This window comes from Saccharicrinis aurantiacus, assembly GCF_947489045.1.
GTDB lineage: Bacteria > Bacteroidota > Bacteroidia > Bacteroidales > Marinilabiliaceae > Saccharicrinis > Saccharicrinis aurantiacus.
Genome location: NZ_CANLCN010000013.1, coordinates 143,071 through 157,541 on the forward strand (window position 1 = coordinate 143,071; position 14,471 = coordinate 157,541).

Sequence of the window (14,471 nt, forward strand, 5' to 3'; positions counted from 1 at the left end):
AGCAATGAAAAAGTATTCGTTCTTAGTTTATCACAAAGACTATACGCCTTTTTTAGAGAAATTGCGTTCTCTAGGCGTGCTTCATATCGAAGCGTCGGAGAGTGAATTAAGCGACGAAAATGCAGCCAAAATAACTCGAATAAATCACATCAAAGGTATTGTGCGCGATCTCGAATCTCGTGGAAGCGAGAATGAGACTAAAGCTCTAATTACCGATGCTGATGAATTATTAAAGGTTATTGAGGATAAACAAGAGGCATCAAACAATCTATCTCAAGATATTGCATCTCTCGAAAAGGAATATGACAACATGATTCCTTGGGGAGAATACAATCCGCAATCTCTAGCAGGTATTAAGGAAGCTGGGTACAATATTCAGTTTTTTGTTTGCGAAGAGAAAAATTGGGATGATGATTGGGCTTCAAGTGCTGACATAGAAGTAGTAAATCAAGATAATGGTGAACTGTTTTTAGTTGCGCTTACCAAGGGTGATCAGAAATTGCAACATGCCAACTTAGATGAGGTAAGCATTGAGTATCCGATTTCACATTTTCAAAAGCAAATTGCGCAAGAGCGTGAAGAGTTTGAACGATTAAATCGCGAGTTGGATGATATAAGTGCTTATGCTCCCGAGATTCTGAATAATAGTATTGCTGGTATTGAAGCAGAACTTGATTTCTCGAAAGCGGTAAATAGCGGTGATAAAGTGGCTGACGATAAGTTGGTAGTTTTATCGGGTTGGATACCTGCCGAAAATGAAACAGAGTTCGACGCAGAAGTAGATCAATTGGGTGTTATCTATTTATCTGAAGCACCAACGCCAAAAGATGAGATGCCTATTAAGTTAAAGAACAACTGGTTCTCGCGTTTATTTGAACCAATTGGAGATTTATACACACTGCCTAAGAGTAGTGAGTTAGATCTTACGCCGTTCTTTGCGCCTTTTTACATGCTGTTTTTTGGTTTTTGTTTAGGCGATGCAGGTTACGGTGCTTTAATTATGCTAGGTACATTATTTGGCATGAGTAAAGCAAGTCAAAAGGTAAAACCTTTATTGTGGTTAGGCTTCTTTTTAGGACTATCTACTACAATTATGGGAATACTTGGAGGTACTGCCTTTGGTGTTATGTTTGCCGAGATGGAAGCAACAGCAGGTTGGCTTAAATCATATCAAACATGGATTTTATCTACGGATAACTTAATGGTACTGTCCTTAATTTTAGGGTACTTCCAGGTTATATTTGGTATGGTAATTAAAGCCGTAAACTTAAGTAAGGGATATGGTTTTAAATATGCCATTTCACAAATTGGATGGATATTAATTATTGGTATTGCATTACCAGCCTATGGTTTAGGTATGCAAGAAATGATTGATGTTTCATTGGCCAATACTATTGCAGCAGCAGTAGGTATTATTGGAGCAATACCGGCACTTTTCTACAATACTCCAGGTAAAAATCCATTATTAAATTTAGGATCTGGATTATGGGAAACATACGGTATGGCATCAGGTTTATTGGGCGATGTTTTATCTTATATCCGTTTATTTGCCTTAGGTTTATCAAGTGCAATTTTAGGTAATGTATTTAATATGTTGGCCTTTAATTTGTCGCCAGATATTCCAGTGGTAGGTATTTTAGTAACAATACTTATTTTAGCTTTTGGTCATAGTTTAAATTTCTTTATGGCACTGCTTGGTAGTTTTGTTCACCCATTACGATTAACATTTGTAGAGTTCTACAAAAACGCCGGTTTCGAAGGTGGAGGCGAAAAATACGCACCTTTCAAAAAGTAATTTAGTTTAAGAATAATATAAAATTTATAAAAAATAGAAATTATGGAAGCAATCGTTTTAGCTTACATCGGAATTGGTTTAATGGTAGGTTTATCAGGGATTGGTAGTATCTACGGAGTATCTATCAGTGGTAACGCTGCAATTGGTGCAATGAAAAAAGATGCATCTGCTTTTGGTAACTATATGGTACTTTCAGCTTTACCATCAACACAGGGTCTTTATGGTTTCGTAGGATTCTTTATGATGCAACCAATGGTTACTTCAGGTGATGTTTCATGGACAACTGCTGCAACTGTATTTGGTGCTTCTTTAGCAATGGGACTTGGAGGTTTATTCTCAGGTATCCGTCAAGGTCAAGTTTGTGCTAGCGGTATTGCTGCAATTGGTTCAGGACACAAAGTATTTGCTAACACTATGATTTTAGGTGTATTCCCTGAGTTATATGCAATTTTAGGTCTTCTAGTTGTGATTTTATCGGCAGCTTAATAAGCTTATAAAATATTCTTTTTTATTAACCTCGATGGCTTTAGTCATCGAGGTTTTTTTGTTTATAACAAATCGGTCTTATAGATAAAGTGTATAAGAATCTGGCATGCAATACACATAAGAAGAACCAGATCATAGCCTATTGATTTACAATACCTTTACCACATTATCACTCAAGACAAACAGCAGATTTACTATCAGCAAAACTGTATGCTATTCCCCTGCAGTGTGTCATATGCCTATCTGCAAAAACGGAAACTAACAGGAAGCTATTAACTCCAATAAAAAAGCGAATTGATTAATGAAACCAATTCGCTTTTGAACTATTTATAAATTCTATAATATTTTATCTTATTCTATCCATTGACTTTATTAATGCTTCATCGTTAATGATACCGCGCATTGCTAAGAAATTTAATATTGCAGAGGCAATAGGAAATACCATTGTCACTCCGTAAGTTTTACTCGTTGCCATTAACTCTTTCATACCAACAATGCCAAAATAATATACCATGGCAGTTACCCCTAATAACAATCCTATATTAGCTGCACACAAACGAATTTGCACCATTCTTTTTTTAAATAAAAAGATATTAACTAATGAAATTAAAGGAGTTATAAATAAAAGTATACTGAGAGCTAATGTTGAAGTCACCTCAGGCATTGCAGTATTAGTAACTGAATAAAACCCTTTAAAATTAAGAGCATAATTAGCTGTTTCACTCACAAAATCAATTTGATTAGCAAACAGCATTGAAAGACCAAATAATGTGGCTATTAGTAAGTAAATAGATTGTATTCTTTGAATCATAATTTTAAATTTTGCCAAAAATAAATATAATACTCAGAAGTAAAAAGATAATATCTCTAAAGTATGTATAGATTGTTGATAAAAAACCGAATTATATGTGATATCATCATTATTCTATTTGCTACTATTTATTAACTTTCAAGCTTCAATCAATAATTAATCATTTAAGGATTCAGTATGGACAGAAGAATTGAAGAATCTGAACTTATAATAAACCCTGATGGGAGTGTTTTTCATTTACACTTAAAACCAGGTGAAATAGCTCAAAATATAATTTTAGTAGGTGACCCTGGAAGAGTTGAAACGGTAGCTTCGTATTTTGAAACTATCGATATCAAACGTCAAAATAGAGAATTTGTTAGCGTTACAGGAAGCTATAAAGGCACTAAATTTACCGTAGTGGCAACTGGCATTGGCACTGATAATATTGACATAGTTATAAATGAGTTAGATGCTCTAGTTAATGTGGATTTCAATACTCGATTCGTAAAAGAAGAGAAAACCACACTTAATTTTGTTAGAATAGGTACTTCGGGTTCCTTGCAAAAAGATTTATCTGTTGATAGCTGCCTACTGTCAACTAAGGCAATTGGCTTTGACGGTTTACTTAATTTTTACGCTAATAGAAATGAAGTTACTGATATAAACTTTGAGCAAGCCTTTAAATCTGAATTAGATTGGAGTCATTATTTAGCATCACCTTATGTGGTAGAAGCCTCACAAACACTTTTAGATAAGTTCTCAGAAAACAATTTTGAACAAGGAGTAACTATATCTGCACCTGGATTTTACGGACCTCAAGGTCGTGTAATTCGCTTACCCCTTGCCGATGCTGATATCAATGAGAAAATATCTAACTTTAGATTTGATGATGACCGCATTACAAATTACGAGATGGAATGTTCTGCAATTTATGGGCTCTCAAAACTATTAGGACATAATGCAGCCACCGTATGTGCTATTATTGCCAACAGAAAAGCAGGAACCTATAGTAAAGATTATAAACCCGTAATATTTGACTTAATCAAAAAAGTATTAGATAGTTTGGCACAATAACAAAAAAATATTCATATTTGGTATTAATATAACAATTAGCTGTAAACCAAACGTCAACAACACATAAGTATAAATGCAGTAAATTATGGATAAGAGTAAAGTAAATGCATTAATATATTTATTGGATGATCCAAGTAAAGACGTGTTTAGCTCGGTTGAAAAAGAATTACTTAAGTCTGAAATAGACATAGTAGATGAACTCGAAAAAGCTTGGGAACATTCTCACGATGACGTTTTTCAACGAAGAGTAGAAAATATAATTCATAGCCTACAGCTAAGAGACGTTAAGCGCTTGCTTGAAAAATGGCACATTGAAGGTGGAAAAAGCTTATTTTACGGAGCCTTTTTAGTTGCTAAGTTTCAGTACCCCGAGCTTAATTACGACGATCTTAATACTAAAATTGAAAAATACAAAAAAGACGTTTGGCTTGAGATAAATGATCATCTAACATCTCTTGAGAAAGTAAGAATTATAAATCATGTTCTTTTCGACCTGCATAAGTTTGTTAGAAATAGTACAAACTTTTACTCTCCGAAAAATTCATTTATTAATGATGTTCTTGAAACAAAAAAAGGTAACCCAATATCTCTTTCAATTATTTACTCTGTAATTGCACGCAGACTAGGGTTGCCAATATTTGGCGTTAATCTACCTAAAAACTTTATACTTTGTTTTTTAGATGAAAATGCAAGTTTAAATTTCAACCGGAAAGATAAGGTTATGTTCTACATTAATCCGGTTAATAAAGGAGCCATATTAGGCCAACGAGAAGTTGAGTATTTTATAAAGCAGCAGAAATTAGAACAAAACGATAGCTATTATTTGCCCTGCACAAACATTGATATAATTAAACGTGTGCTTCTTAACTTGCTTTATGCCTATAAAAATGAAGGCAACGATAATAAATCAGATGAGATAAAAGATTTACTGACAATCTTTCAATAGACTGATTTTAGCCATTTTCTTATTGTCTTTATACGATTACCTTTGAGGTTAAAACTCAATTATAATTATGTCTGTATTAAATTCACTAGAGCCCAAAGTAGTTTGGCATTACTTTGAGGAAATATGCCAAATACCCCGCCCTTCAAAAAAAGAAGAAAAGATTATTTCATATCTCATTTCTTTTGCAAAAAATCAACAATTAAAATATAAGCAAGATGCCATTGGCAACATACTCATATCGAAACCTGCTACACAAGGTTTTGAAAAGATGAAATCTGTTTTATTACAATCGCATATTGACATGGTTTGTGAAAAACATAGTTGGGTTAATCATGATTTTGAAAATGATGCCATTAAGCCTCAAATAGTTGATGGATGGGTAAAAGCAACAGATACTACACTTGGTGCTGATGATGGGATTGGCGTTGCTGCTCAATTAGCTTTATTGGCATCTGATAATATACAACACGGCCCGATAGAATGCTTATTTACAGTTGATGAAGAAACTGGCTTAACCGGAGCTTTTAACTTAGAAGAGAATTTCTTTGAAAGCTCTATCCTACTCAATTTAGATAGTGAGGACGATGGTGAGTTGTTCATCGGATGCGCAGGAGGTATTGATACAGTTGCTAAATTTAAAATCGCCAACCATGCAACACCGAAGAATATGTTCCCATTTAAAATTAGTATCTCAGGCTTAAAGGGTGGCCATTCGGGCGATGATATTGACAAAGGTTTAGGAAATGCAAATAAGATATTAAATAGGTTTCTTTGGAAAGCTTCCAAGGAATTTGGACTACGTCTTAGTAAAATTGATGGCGGTAACTTAAGAAATGCAATTGCCAGAGAAGCCTTTGCTATAGCTGTTATTCCCCAGCATCAGAAAGAACCTATTCGTGTAGCTTTTAATATTTTTAGTGATGAGATTCAAACTGAATTGAATCAAATTGAACCTACGGTAAAATTAGAACTAGAATCTTGTGACTTGCCGGCAAGTGTAATCTCCGAAGAAGATCAACATAAGTTACTGAATTCAATTTATGCATGTCCGCATGGAGTGATATCCATGAGTAAAGATATCAAAGGTTTAGTTGAGACATCGACAAACCTTGCTGCAATCAAACAAAATGATAATCAGATTGAGATTACAACAAGCCAACGTAGTTCTGTAGAATCTGCGAAGTATGATATTGCATCAATGGTACAAAGTGTATTTGAATTAGCAGGAGCAAATGTTACACATGGTGATGGTTATCCAGGCTGGCAGCCAAACACAAATTCGGAAATACTGAATATTACAAAAAACTCCTACGAAAGACTCTTCAAAGAAAAACCAATTGTAAGAGCAATTCATGCAGGATTAGAATGTGGTTTATTCCTTGAGAAATATCCTAATTTAGATATGATATCAATAGGCCCAACTATTAGAGGTGCCCACTCTCCTGATGAAAAGATAGAAATAGGTACAGTTAAAAAGTTTTGGGAACATTTATTAGATATTTTATTAAACATTCCAAAAGTCTAGAAATTATTAGGTTGACATTGCTGTCAACCTTTTTTTTATGCTCAAGTGTACCTCCCTATATTAAAAGTCACATTAAAACGCTTAAATACGGCTTAATTAGCCAGTATTGTCATGATTTAATCAAACAAAAATACAGAGTAGTCTTAATAATGCTTTCATTCGTCAAAGCCAAGTTGGATAACAGGCGCACCTCACACCGCTTAATATACTGATTTATTGATACTTAAACAAGGGCGCATTCTTGTTTAGGATTTCCAAATTAAAGAGTATTCATTGACTTTAGTAATACCTAACCCTAAATTGCGGAGGTAAGTAATTAAAAATGTAATTAATTAAAAAACCTGAGAAATATGAAAAAGTTATTTTTATTAGTTGTAGCTGTAGCTATGATAGGAATGTATTCTTGTACAAAGGATAATGATGGTACTTCAAGCGGAAGCGAAGTAGGAGGTATTGCTGGAATGGGTGATAGAGTTGCTGAAGATGTTGAGATAGCAAATAAATTCTTACTTCCTGAGGGAGTTGAATTAGTAGGTGCTGTAACTGGTGTTGCTCCTGTGAATGCCAATCTTAAAAGTGCTAGCACTACTGATGCATTGGGTCTAGGTGGGCAGTTCATAACAGTAGTTATGGAATTTTTAAACAATTCTCAAAATGCTCAACAAATAGTATTTGAACCAGGTCTAATATTTCAATTAGCTGAAGATCAGGGCGTAGACATAAATGCATTTCAAAGAGGGATTGTATTAACTCAAATGATTGTTAACCTCGATAACGTAGCAGGAACTACTAAAGTAACTTTAAATTTATTTTGTGTAAATGAAGGTTTCGAAGGAAGTGCTATTGGAATTGAATATGAAATAGTAGGAACAACGAGTGATCCTCAATTGTTAAGTCTTATTGGGTTTATTAATAACACACCAGTAGGAGAATTTAACGGTGACGAAGATGACGTTCAATTTATAACAAATCCTGCTTACCTTGCTACTTTAACTCCTGCAGAACAAGAGGATTTAATTGTTGCTCTTCAAGAATTAATATGGTGGATAACTGACAATACACACCCATATGCATATACAAAAGAACAAATCCAGGCTAAAATTAATGAGGTTTTGGGAACTCTTTAATGCGTATTAATTTAAAATATTTAGGCAGGTTATTAAAAATAACCTGCCTTTTTTTTGTTCAAGTCTAGCCCTAAAGTTTCTATTAAAAATTACTAAATAGTAATTTCAAATCTTCCAACGAAAGTAATGGTTCTATCCTTTATTTAATTCTGAATATTTCTTATTGTAACAATAAATACCTGTGATTACTTCTATTTAGGCACTCCCATTTTTGTTAATATATCAGTTAGAAAACACCATCGTGTAATTGATGATTGAATTAAATTAATAGCCACAAAACCGGCTAGATACAACCAGCTTACATTTACCATTATTGCTAAAAGTAAACTTATTAAAACCATCACTCCTGCTACAGCTCTTACAATTCTTTCTTGCATAATATTGTCTTTATAAAATTATTGTTTATACTATTTTACTTCTATAGCTTTATTTACTTCGAGAATATAAACACTAAATACTTTATTTTTAGCTGAATCTTTATATTCCGTTAATACCTTAAACAAACTACTTGCTTGTTCTTCTGACATTAGAGAAACAAAGGCAATATTCTCAAGACCAGCAGTTCCTGTTCCAAACCAATTACCCAATCGATGTTGGTCTACCATTCGCTTAACTCCCTTCATTTCAATTTCATTATAATAAGGTACCTTATATTCGCTAAATATTTCTTGCAGTTGCTCTCTGTACTCAATAACTGTTGTTGCGATTAATAATTTCATAGTTAAATGTTTTTATGTTTGATTATTGCTCTTCAACGCTCTCTTCTTCTCTTTTTTCTAAAAGCTGTTCTCCTCCATTTTCCAATTTATTTTTCTCTGTCATATAGTAAATAAGAGGTACTATTATTAAAGTCAGAACTGTTGAGGCAATAGTTCCTCCCATTAATGAAATAGCTAAGCCTTGAAATATTGGGTCGAACAAGATCACCACAGCCCCAATTACAACTGTTCCTGCTGTTAATAAAATAGGGGTTGTACGCACAGCACCTGCTTCAATTACAGCCTCTCGCAGTGGAGCTCCTTCAGAAAGCCGGATATTTACAAAATCAATTAACAATATCGAATTCCGAACCATTATACCTGCTAGCGCAATCATACCAATCATTGAAGTTGCCGTAAAGAATGCTCCCATCATCCAGTGTCCCCCAATAATCCCAACCAATGAGAGAGGTATCGCAACCATCATAACAAAAGGCACCTTCAGATTCTGAAACCAACCTACAATTAGCATATATATTATAATCAGCACTACGGCAAAAGCAGTTCCCAAATCGCGAAATACTTCATAGGTAATTTGCCATTCGCCATCCCATTTAATACTATAATTATCCTCTGTAAAGGGTTGTCCATTATAAAATTCCTTAATAGAGTAGCCCTTGGGAAGTTCTATTTCATTCATTCGCTCACTCATATCCATAATAGCATAAACAGGACTCTCAAGGTCTCCTGCTACATCTGCAGTAACATAAACCAATTGTTTTTGATTTTTTCGAAAGATGCTCTTTTCCTTAATACTTTCTTTTATTTTCACCAAATCTCCTACTGATACCATTTCATCTCGCTGAGACTTAAGTGTAATCATTTTTAAATCATCAATACTAGTTCTACTATTCTCTGCTAAACGAAGTGTAATTCCAACCTGTTGATGATCATTTTCTGCATATAGGTGTGAAATAGTTGAACCACGAAGCGCCATATTCATAGCCTGAATTATTTGCTGAGGAGCTACTCCTGCCAACATCGCCTTTTCTTTATCCACATCAAACAAGAATTCTTTCTGATCATCCTCAATCATCCAATCAACATCAACTACACTTTCTGTAGATTTAAACAGACTTTTTACTTGCTTGGCTACGTCCATCTGAGCTTCGTAATTTGGACCATATATTTCGGCTACAAGTGTTGACATTACAGGTGGTCCTGGTGGTACTTCAACTACTTTTACATTAGCATTATATTTTGTACCAATCTCTTGCAAACCAGGACGAAGCTCTTTCGCAATATCATGTGATTGAAGATCACGTTCTTTTTTTGAAACCAAGTTAACCTGAATATCAGCAACATTTGATCCTCGCCTTAAATCATAATGACGAACCAATCCATTAAAATTAATCGGAGCTGAACTTCCAACATAAGTTTGATAATTTAATACCAAATCATGACTTCTAACATAAGCAGCCAACTCCTTGGTTACATTGGCTGTTTGTTCTAAAGTTGTTCCTTCAGGCATATCAATTACTACCTGAAATTCGTTTTTATTATCAAATGGTAAAATCTTAACGGTAACGGCTTTAAATAAAAACAAGCTAACGGATGCAAAAAGCAATAATGTGACTCCTCCAATAAATATCCAACGCTTTGCTGGACTTTCAATTAGAGGACGCATTGTTCCATTATACAATTTATATATAATTGTTTTTTCAAGGGAATAATCTTTCGTTTCATCTTCCTTCCCATCATCATGCCTTAATAAACGATATGCCAACCAAGGCGTTATCATTAAAGCAACTAATAAGGAGAACAACATGGCAATAGATGCACCAATAGGCATTGGGCTCATATAAGGCCCCATCATACCCGATACAAATACCATAGGTATTACAGCAGCTATAACGGTAAATGTTGCTAAAATAGTAGGATTACCAACTTCATCGATAGATCTCAGCGCAGCTTGCCAAAACGGTAATTGACGCATTTTAAAATGCCTATGCATATTTTCAGCGATAATAATTGAATCATCAACAACAATACCAGTTACAAATACCAAAGCAAATAAGGTAATTCTATTCAAGGTGTAATCCATAAAATAGTAACTGAACATAGTCAATGCAAATGTTATTGGTACAGAAATAAATACCACTAATCCACCACGCCATCCCATGGCTAACATTACAACAAAAGTTACAGCTACAATTGCACCCAATAAATGCATTAACAATTCCCCTACTTTATCAGAAGCTGTTTCACCATAATTTCGAGTAACACTTACATTAATATCTGAAGGAATCAATTCGTTTTGAAGCACTTCTATTTTTGCCTCAATCTGCTGTGCTAAACGCATGGCATCAGCTCCTCTCCTTTTAGCAATGGAAATAGTTACAGCAGAATACTCATCCTGATATTTAACCATTTCATCACTAGCTTTACCATACCCAAACGCTACATAAGAATTTGGTAATGCTGGCCCATCAGTAATAGTAGCAACCTGATGCAGATATATAGGGGAATTTTGATGTACACCAATTATTAAATTGGCCACCTCTTCTGATGTTTCGAAAAACCTACCTGTTTGAACTAAATACTCTTGGTTATTCTGGTTAAACTTCCCTGAAGAACCTTGCTGATTTGATGCTACTAATTGCTGCGAAATTAACAAAGGATCGACATGATAAGCACTCATTTTATCTCTATCTAAAATAATCTGAATCTCGCGATTACGACCACCAATAACCTTTGTTTCTGATATATCTGTAATCTTTTCAATCTCTGATGTTAATTCTTGAGCAACACGCTTTAATTGATAATCATCATAAGAGCTGCTCCACAAAGTCAAGCCCATTGCCGGAACATCATCAATAGAACGGGTTTTTATTAAAGGAAGTGTAACACCCGCAGGCATACCATCCATATTTTTAATAATCTCGTTATAAAGTTTTACTAAACTTCGTTCTACATCCTCGCCTACGTAAAACTGAACAATTAACATGGCTTGTTCAGACATTGATTGAGAATATACATATTCAACTCCCTTAACATTTGAAATAACCTTTTCAATGGGAGTTACAATTTTTGATTCTATTTCTTTTGGGCTGGCACCAGGGTAGCCTATAAAAATATCAGCAATTGGAACATCAATTTGAGGTTCTTCTTCGCGTGGGGTTAGATATGAACTGTAAATACCAATTATCATAAACGCTACCATCAATAATGGTGTGAGTTTAGATTTTATAAACATGCGGGCTAGTGTCCCGGCAAATCCTGTTTTCATAATGATTCTGATTTTATGTGCGGAATTCTAGTTTACCTGAATTTTTGTACCATCAAAAAGTCTTTCTGTTGATGATGTTATAAGTATATCATTAATTGAAAGACCTGATATAACCTCTACTTTAGCACCGTAGGTTTTTCCTAAACGAACCCAACGTAATAAGGCCTGATTTGATTTACTTATGGTCCAAACTCCATTTAGTTGACCTCGCTCTATTACTAATTTTTCATCTACCAACAACTTTCTTTCCTCGCCTTTCAAGTGATTTACTCGAGCAAATAATCCGCTTCTTATTAACGATTGTTGAATCTCGTTTGGTTGTAAACTGATACGAACCTCGAATTGGGTACCAGAAAAACGACTTGAAGGACTAATATGGGTTATAGTTCCTGGGATAGCCTGATTACTAGCATCAATCCACACCTCTGCCTTATCACCTTTCTCTATTTTATAAATTTCTATTTCCGGAACTTTAGCTCTTACTTCATAAAGACGTGGTGCCTCAATTGCTAACAAAGGCATTCCGGGATTTGCCATATCTCCAGATTCGATAAACTTTTGGGTAATTACACCTGAATAAGGCGCAGAAATATTTGCATAAGAAAGCATTTCGTCAACCTCATCCTTGGCCTTTTTTGCCACTTCAAGCTGTGCTTTAGTCATTTCATAATGCACTGTGATGTCATCTAATTCTTTTTGAGTGGCACTATTACTCGAAAATAAATTATTGATTCTCTTAAAGTCAACTGTTGCATGCTTAAAAGCCGATTCTGCTTGTAAAATATTAGCTTCTACTTGCTGCTTTTTTGCTTTAATATCATTGCTTCTAATAGAAACCAATAACTGTCCTTCTTTAACCACATCGCCTTCGCTAACATAAACTTTCTTTACTTGCCCTAGCAAACGAGTGCTCAATGTTGACTGGTTAACTGACGCAACGGTTCCGGTATACTGAGATATTTTAGGAACGGTTGATAATTGAATAATTTCGGAAGTTACCAACGTAGCTTTGGTATCCTTTTCTGATTCTGAGGAGTTTCCTCCACAAGCTTGAAATAATACAGCAAGCGTTGTGAATATGATTACATTTAGAGTTCTCATTTTTATAATATTTTTCATTTTTACATAAGAATTATTCAATAGCTGATTCTGAAGAGAGTAATTGGTAATTAAAAACAGCCACATTATAGTTATAGATAGCATTCAGTCTTTTTAAAAGACTCTCTTCGGCTTTTGTTTCTGCCATTAATAGATCTGAAGTTTTCTCCAAGCCTTCTTTATACCTGTTGGTACGAATTCTTAAGGATTCAATTGCTTCATCAGAAGCCATGTTGTAGCTTATTAATTGGCTTTCGGCAACAATTATTTCTCGTGCAGCCTGCGATAGCTCAAGGTTTCCTTTATCTAAAAACTCCACATAAGAGATTTGAGCTTTGTTGTAGTTGGCTTTAGATAATTTATATTTGCCAATGTTTTTTCCTCCATTAAAAATACGCCACTGCAACTTAACACCTACCAAATAACTATCAGAGCCAAACTGGCCGAAATCAGCGTCGTACATATTATAGGCACCAAATGCATTGATTCGAGGAGCAAACTTAAACGATTCACTTTTCCTTATACTTTCATAGACTCCCAAGCCATAACGCATTGCAAGCACATCTGATCGATTATTTACGGTAGTTACATTGTTAAAAGAAAAGTGTACTTGCACAATAGAATCAGATACTAAAACTGGCGTATTAATATCTCTCCCAATTAAAAAATTTAGTGATTCTTGTACTGATTTAACCTTATTTTCAGCTTCAATAAGCTTGGCTTCTTGCTCATACTTAATTACTTTAATTGACATTACATCAGCATCTTTTAAGTATCCCTGCTTTATATTATTTTCTGCAGTTTCCAGATACAATTCTGTTGTCTTTTGAGCTTTCTTTAAAACATCAACTCTATTTAGTGCCAATTGTAAACCAAAATAAGTCTGCTTAACCAAAAGGTTAATGTATGCTTTGGTATACTCCGATTTCATTTCAGTAGCTTTTAGTTGGTTACTCGTTGCTTTTCTTCCAGCCCAAGCGTCGAGATTAATCAATGGTTGTTCTACTAAAACCTGTGTGTGAAAATTATTGTTAGAACCAGGATTGTTTAATATAGCCGGATTAAAATCTTCAGCACTCACAGTCTGTTGTTGTAACTTGAAGCCAAATGCATTCAGTGGATCATTGGTAGAAAAGTAAGCGCTAGACACATCAACTGATGGCAAAAATGCTGCACTTGTTTGCTGGTTATTTGCTTTTGCAATATCAACCTCAGCAAGAGATTTTTGAATTACCCTATTATTAGCAGAAGCTAGGCTAATTGCTTGCTCTAAGGACAACAACCTTTCAGTTGCTGCTTCTTGAGCTTCTGCAACTATTCCAATACATAACATGCATGTAATAGCAAATTGTGTTATTAGTTTTGATTTCATACTTAATGTTTGTTATTTATTTAATCAAGCTTCATTGTCACTTGATAATTTAAATACAAACATATATCTAATTTTCTACATATACAACTTTCTAGATGTTTAGATATTTTAAGACTACCATATCTAACTATAATGCAATATTTTAGATCGATAAAAAAAAACTTGAAGGTCCCTAATCTTGAGAATATGTATTAAATAACGTGAGTTCGATCTAAGCAGCCTTATTAATATGGTCATTATCTATGATGTCTATATTTAAAGAGGGTTT

Annotated in this window: 12 protein-coding genes; 6 read left to right on the forward strand and 6 right to left on the reverse strand. The window is 34.3% G+C overall.

What is annotated here, in order from left to right; genetic code table 11:
* The first annotated feature begins 4 nt into the window (after positions 1-4).
* Together QMO11_RS15185 and QMO11_RS15190 are read left to right on the forward strand one after the other, a co-directional pair.
* Complete coding sequence (locus QMO11_RS15185) at positions 5-1,795, forward strand: V-type ATP synthase subunit I (protein WP_282038064.1); 1,791 nt, start codon at positions 5-7, stop codon at positions 1,793-1,795.
* Between the two features lie 42 nt (positions 1,796-1,837).
* A complete protein-coding gene (locus QMO11_RS15190) occupies positions 1,838-2,281 on the forward strand; it encodes a hypothetical protein (protein ID WP_075601733.1) in 444 nt (147 codons plus the stop codon).
* A gap of 346 nt (positions 2,282-2,627) precedes the next feature.
* Here the strand turns inward: QMO11_RS15190 and QMO11_RS15195 are convergent, their stop codons facing one another.
* Positions 2,628-3,092, reverse strand: coding sequence for a DUF4293 domain-containing protein (locus QMO11_RS15195; RefSeq protein ID WP_282038065.1), 465 nt, complete (start codon positions 3,090-3,092; stop codon positions 2,628-2,630).
* A 177-nt stretch (positions 3,093-3,269) separates the two neighbouring features.
* On the opposite strand from QMO11_RS15195, the gene QMO11_RS15200 reads away from it, so the two are divergent.
* The 4 genes from QMO11_RS15200 to QMO11_RS15215 all read left to right on the forward strand — a co-directional run bounded on the left by QMO11_RS15200 (position 3,270) and on the right by QMO11_RS15215 (position 7,746).
* Complete coding sequence (locus QMO11_RS15200; protein WP_282038066.1) at positions 3,270-4,148, forward strand: nucleoside phosphorylase; 879 nt, start codon at positions 3,270-3,272, stop codon at positions 4,146-4,148.
* A gap of 85 nt (positions 4,149-4,233) precedes the next feature.
* Positions 4,234-5,094 (forward strand): transglutaminase-like domain-containing protein, encoded by an 861-nt coding sequence (locus tag QMO11_RS15205; protein WP_075601730.1) that lies wholly within the window; start codon positions 4,234-4,236, stop codon positions 5,092-5,094.
* Between the two features lie 67 nt (positions 5,095-5,161).
* Positions 5,162-6,619: an aminoacyl-histidine dipeptidase gene (locus tag QMO11_RS15210; RefSeq protein WP_282038067.1), complete on the forward strand. Its 1,458-nt coding sequence runs from the start codon at positions 5,162-5,164 to the stop codon at positions 6,617-6,619.
* Between the two features lie 350 nt (positions 6,620-6,969).
* Entirely contained in the window at positions 6,970-7,746 is a 777-nt protein-coding gene (locus tag QMO11_RS15215; RefSeq protein ID WP_282038068.1) for a hypothetical protein, read from the forward strand.
* Between the two features lie 191 nt (positions 7,747-7,937).
* Here QMO11_RS15215 and QMO11_RS15220 read toward each other — a convergent pair whose 3' ends face one another.
* From QMO11_RS15220 to QMO11_RS15240, 5 genes are read right to left on the reverse strand one after another with little or no spacing between them, the layout of a single operon-like run.
* On the reverse strand, positions 7,938-8,123 hold the full coding sequence (locus QMO11_RS15220; protein ID WP_282038069.1) for a YgaP family membrane protein: 186 nt from the start codon (positions 8,121-8,123) through the stop codon (positions 7,938-7,940).
* A gap of 30 nt (positions 8,124-8,153) precedes the next feature.
* Entirely contained in the window at positions 8,154-8,465 is a 312-nt protein-coding gene (locus QMO11_RS15225) for a hypothetical protein (protein ID WP_282038070.1), read from the reverse strand.
* Between the two features lie 22 nt (positions 8,466-8,487).
* The gene (locus QMO11_RS15230; RefSeq protein ID WP_282038071.1) at positions 8,488-11,733 is read right to left on the reverse strand and encodes an efflux RND transporter permease subunit; all 3,246 of its coding nucleotides are present in this window, start codon (positions 11,731-11,733) and stop codon (positions 8,488-8,490) included.
* Positions 11,734-11,760: 27 nt separating this feature from the next.
* Positions 11,761-12,834 carry an efflux RND transporter periplasmic adaptor subunit gene (locus QMO11_RS15235; protein WP_282038072.1) on the reverse strand — a complete coding sequence of 358 codons (1,074 nt, stop codon included), beginning with the start codon at positions 12,832-12,834 and terminating at the stop codon, positions 11,761-11,763.
* Positions 12,835-12,865: 31 nt separating this feature from the next.
* Positions 12,866-14,203: a TolC family protein gene (locus tag QMO11_RS15240; protein ID WP_282038073.1), complete on the reverse strand. Its 1,338-nt coding sequence runs from the start codon at positions 14,201-14,203 to the stop codon at positions 12,866-12,868.
* Positions 14,204-14,471 lie beyond the last annotated feature (268 nt).

Bases quoted from the DNA above. Each gene is read 5' to 3' on its own strand.
- QMO11_RS15185 (WP_282038064.1), top strand. From the start codon at position 5: ATGAAAAAGTATTCGTTCTTAGTTTATCACAAAGACTATACGCCTTTT.
- QMO11_RS15190 (WP_075601733.1), top strand. From the start codon at position 1,838: ATGGAAGCAATCGTTTTAGCTTACATCGGAATTGGTTTAATGGTAGGT.
- QMO11_RS15195 (WP_282038065.1), bottom strand. From the start codon at position 3,092: ATGATTCAAAGAATACAATCTATTTACTTACTAATAGCCACATTATTT.
- QMO11_RS15200 (WP_282038066.1), top strand. From the start codon at position 3,270: ATGGACAGAAGAATTGAAGAATCTGAACTTATAATAAACCCTGATGGG.
- QMO11_RS15205 (WP_075601730.1), top strand. From the start codon at position 4,234: ATGGATAAGAGTAAAGTAAATGCATTAATATATTTATTGGATGATCCA.
- QMO11_RS15210 (WP_282038067.1), top strand. From the start codon at position 5,162: ATGTCTGTATTAAATTCACTAGAGCCCAAAGTAGTTTGGCATTACTTT.
- QMO11_RS15215 (WP_282038068.1), top strand. From the start codon at position 6,970: ATGAAAAAGTTATTTTTATTAGTTGTAGCTGTAGCTATGATAGGAATG.
- QMO11_RS15220 (WP_282038069.1), bottom strand. From the start codon at position 8,123: ATGCAAGAAAGAATTGTAAGAGCTGTAGCAGGAGTGATGGTTTTAATA.
- QMO11_RS15225 (WP_282038070.1), bottom strand. From the start codon at position 8,465: ATGAAATTATTAATCGCAACAACAGTTATTGAGTACAGAGAGCAACTG.
- QMO11_RS15230 (WP_282038071.1), bottom strand. From the start codon at position 11,733: ATGAAAACAGGATTTGCCGGGACACTAGCCCGCATGTTTATAAAATCT.
- QMO11_RS15235 (WP_282038072.1), bottom strand. From the start codon at position 12,834: ATGAGAACTCTAAATGTAATCATATTCACAACGCTTGCTGTATTATTT.
- QMO11_RS15240 (WP_282038073.1), bottom strand. From the start codon at position 14,203: ATGAAATCAAAACTAATAACACAATTTGCTATTACATGCATGTTATGT.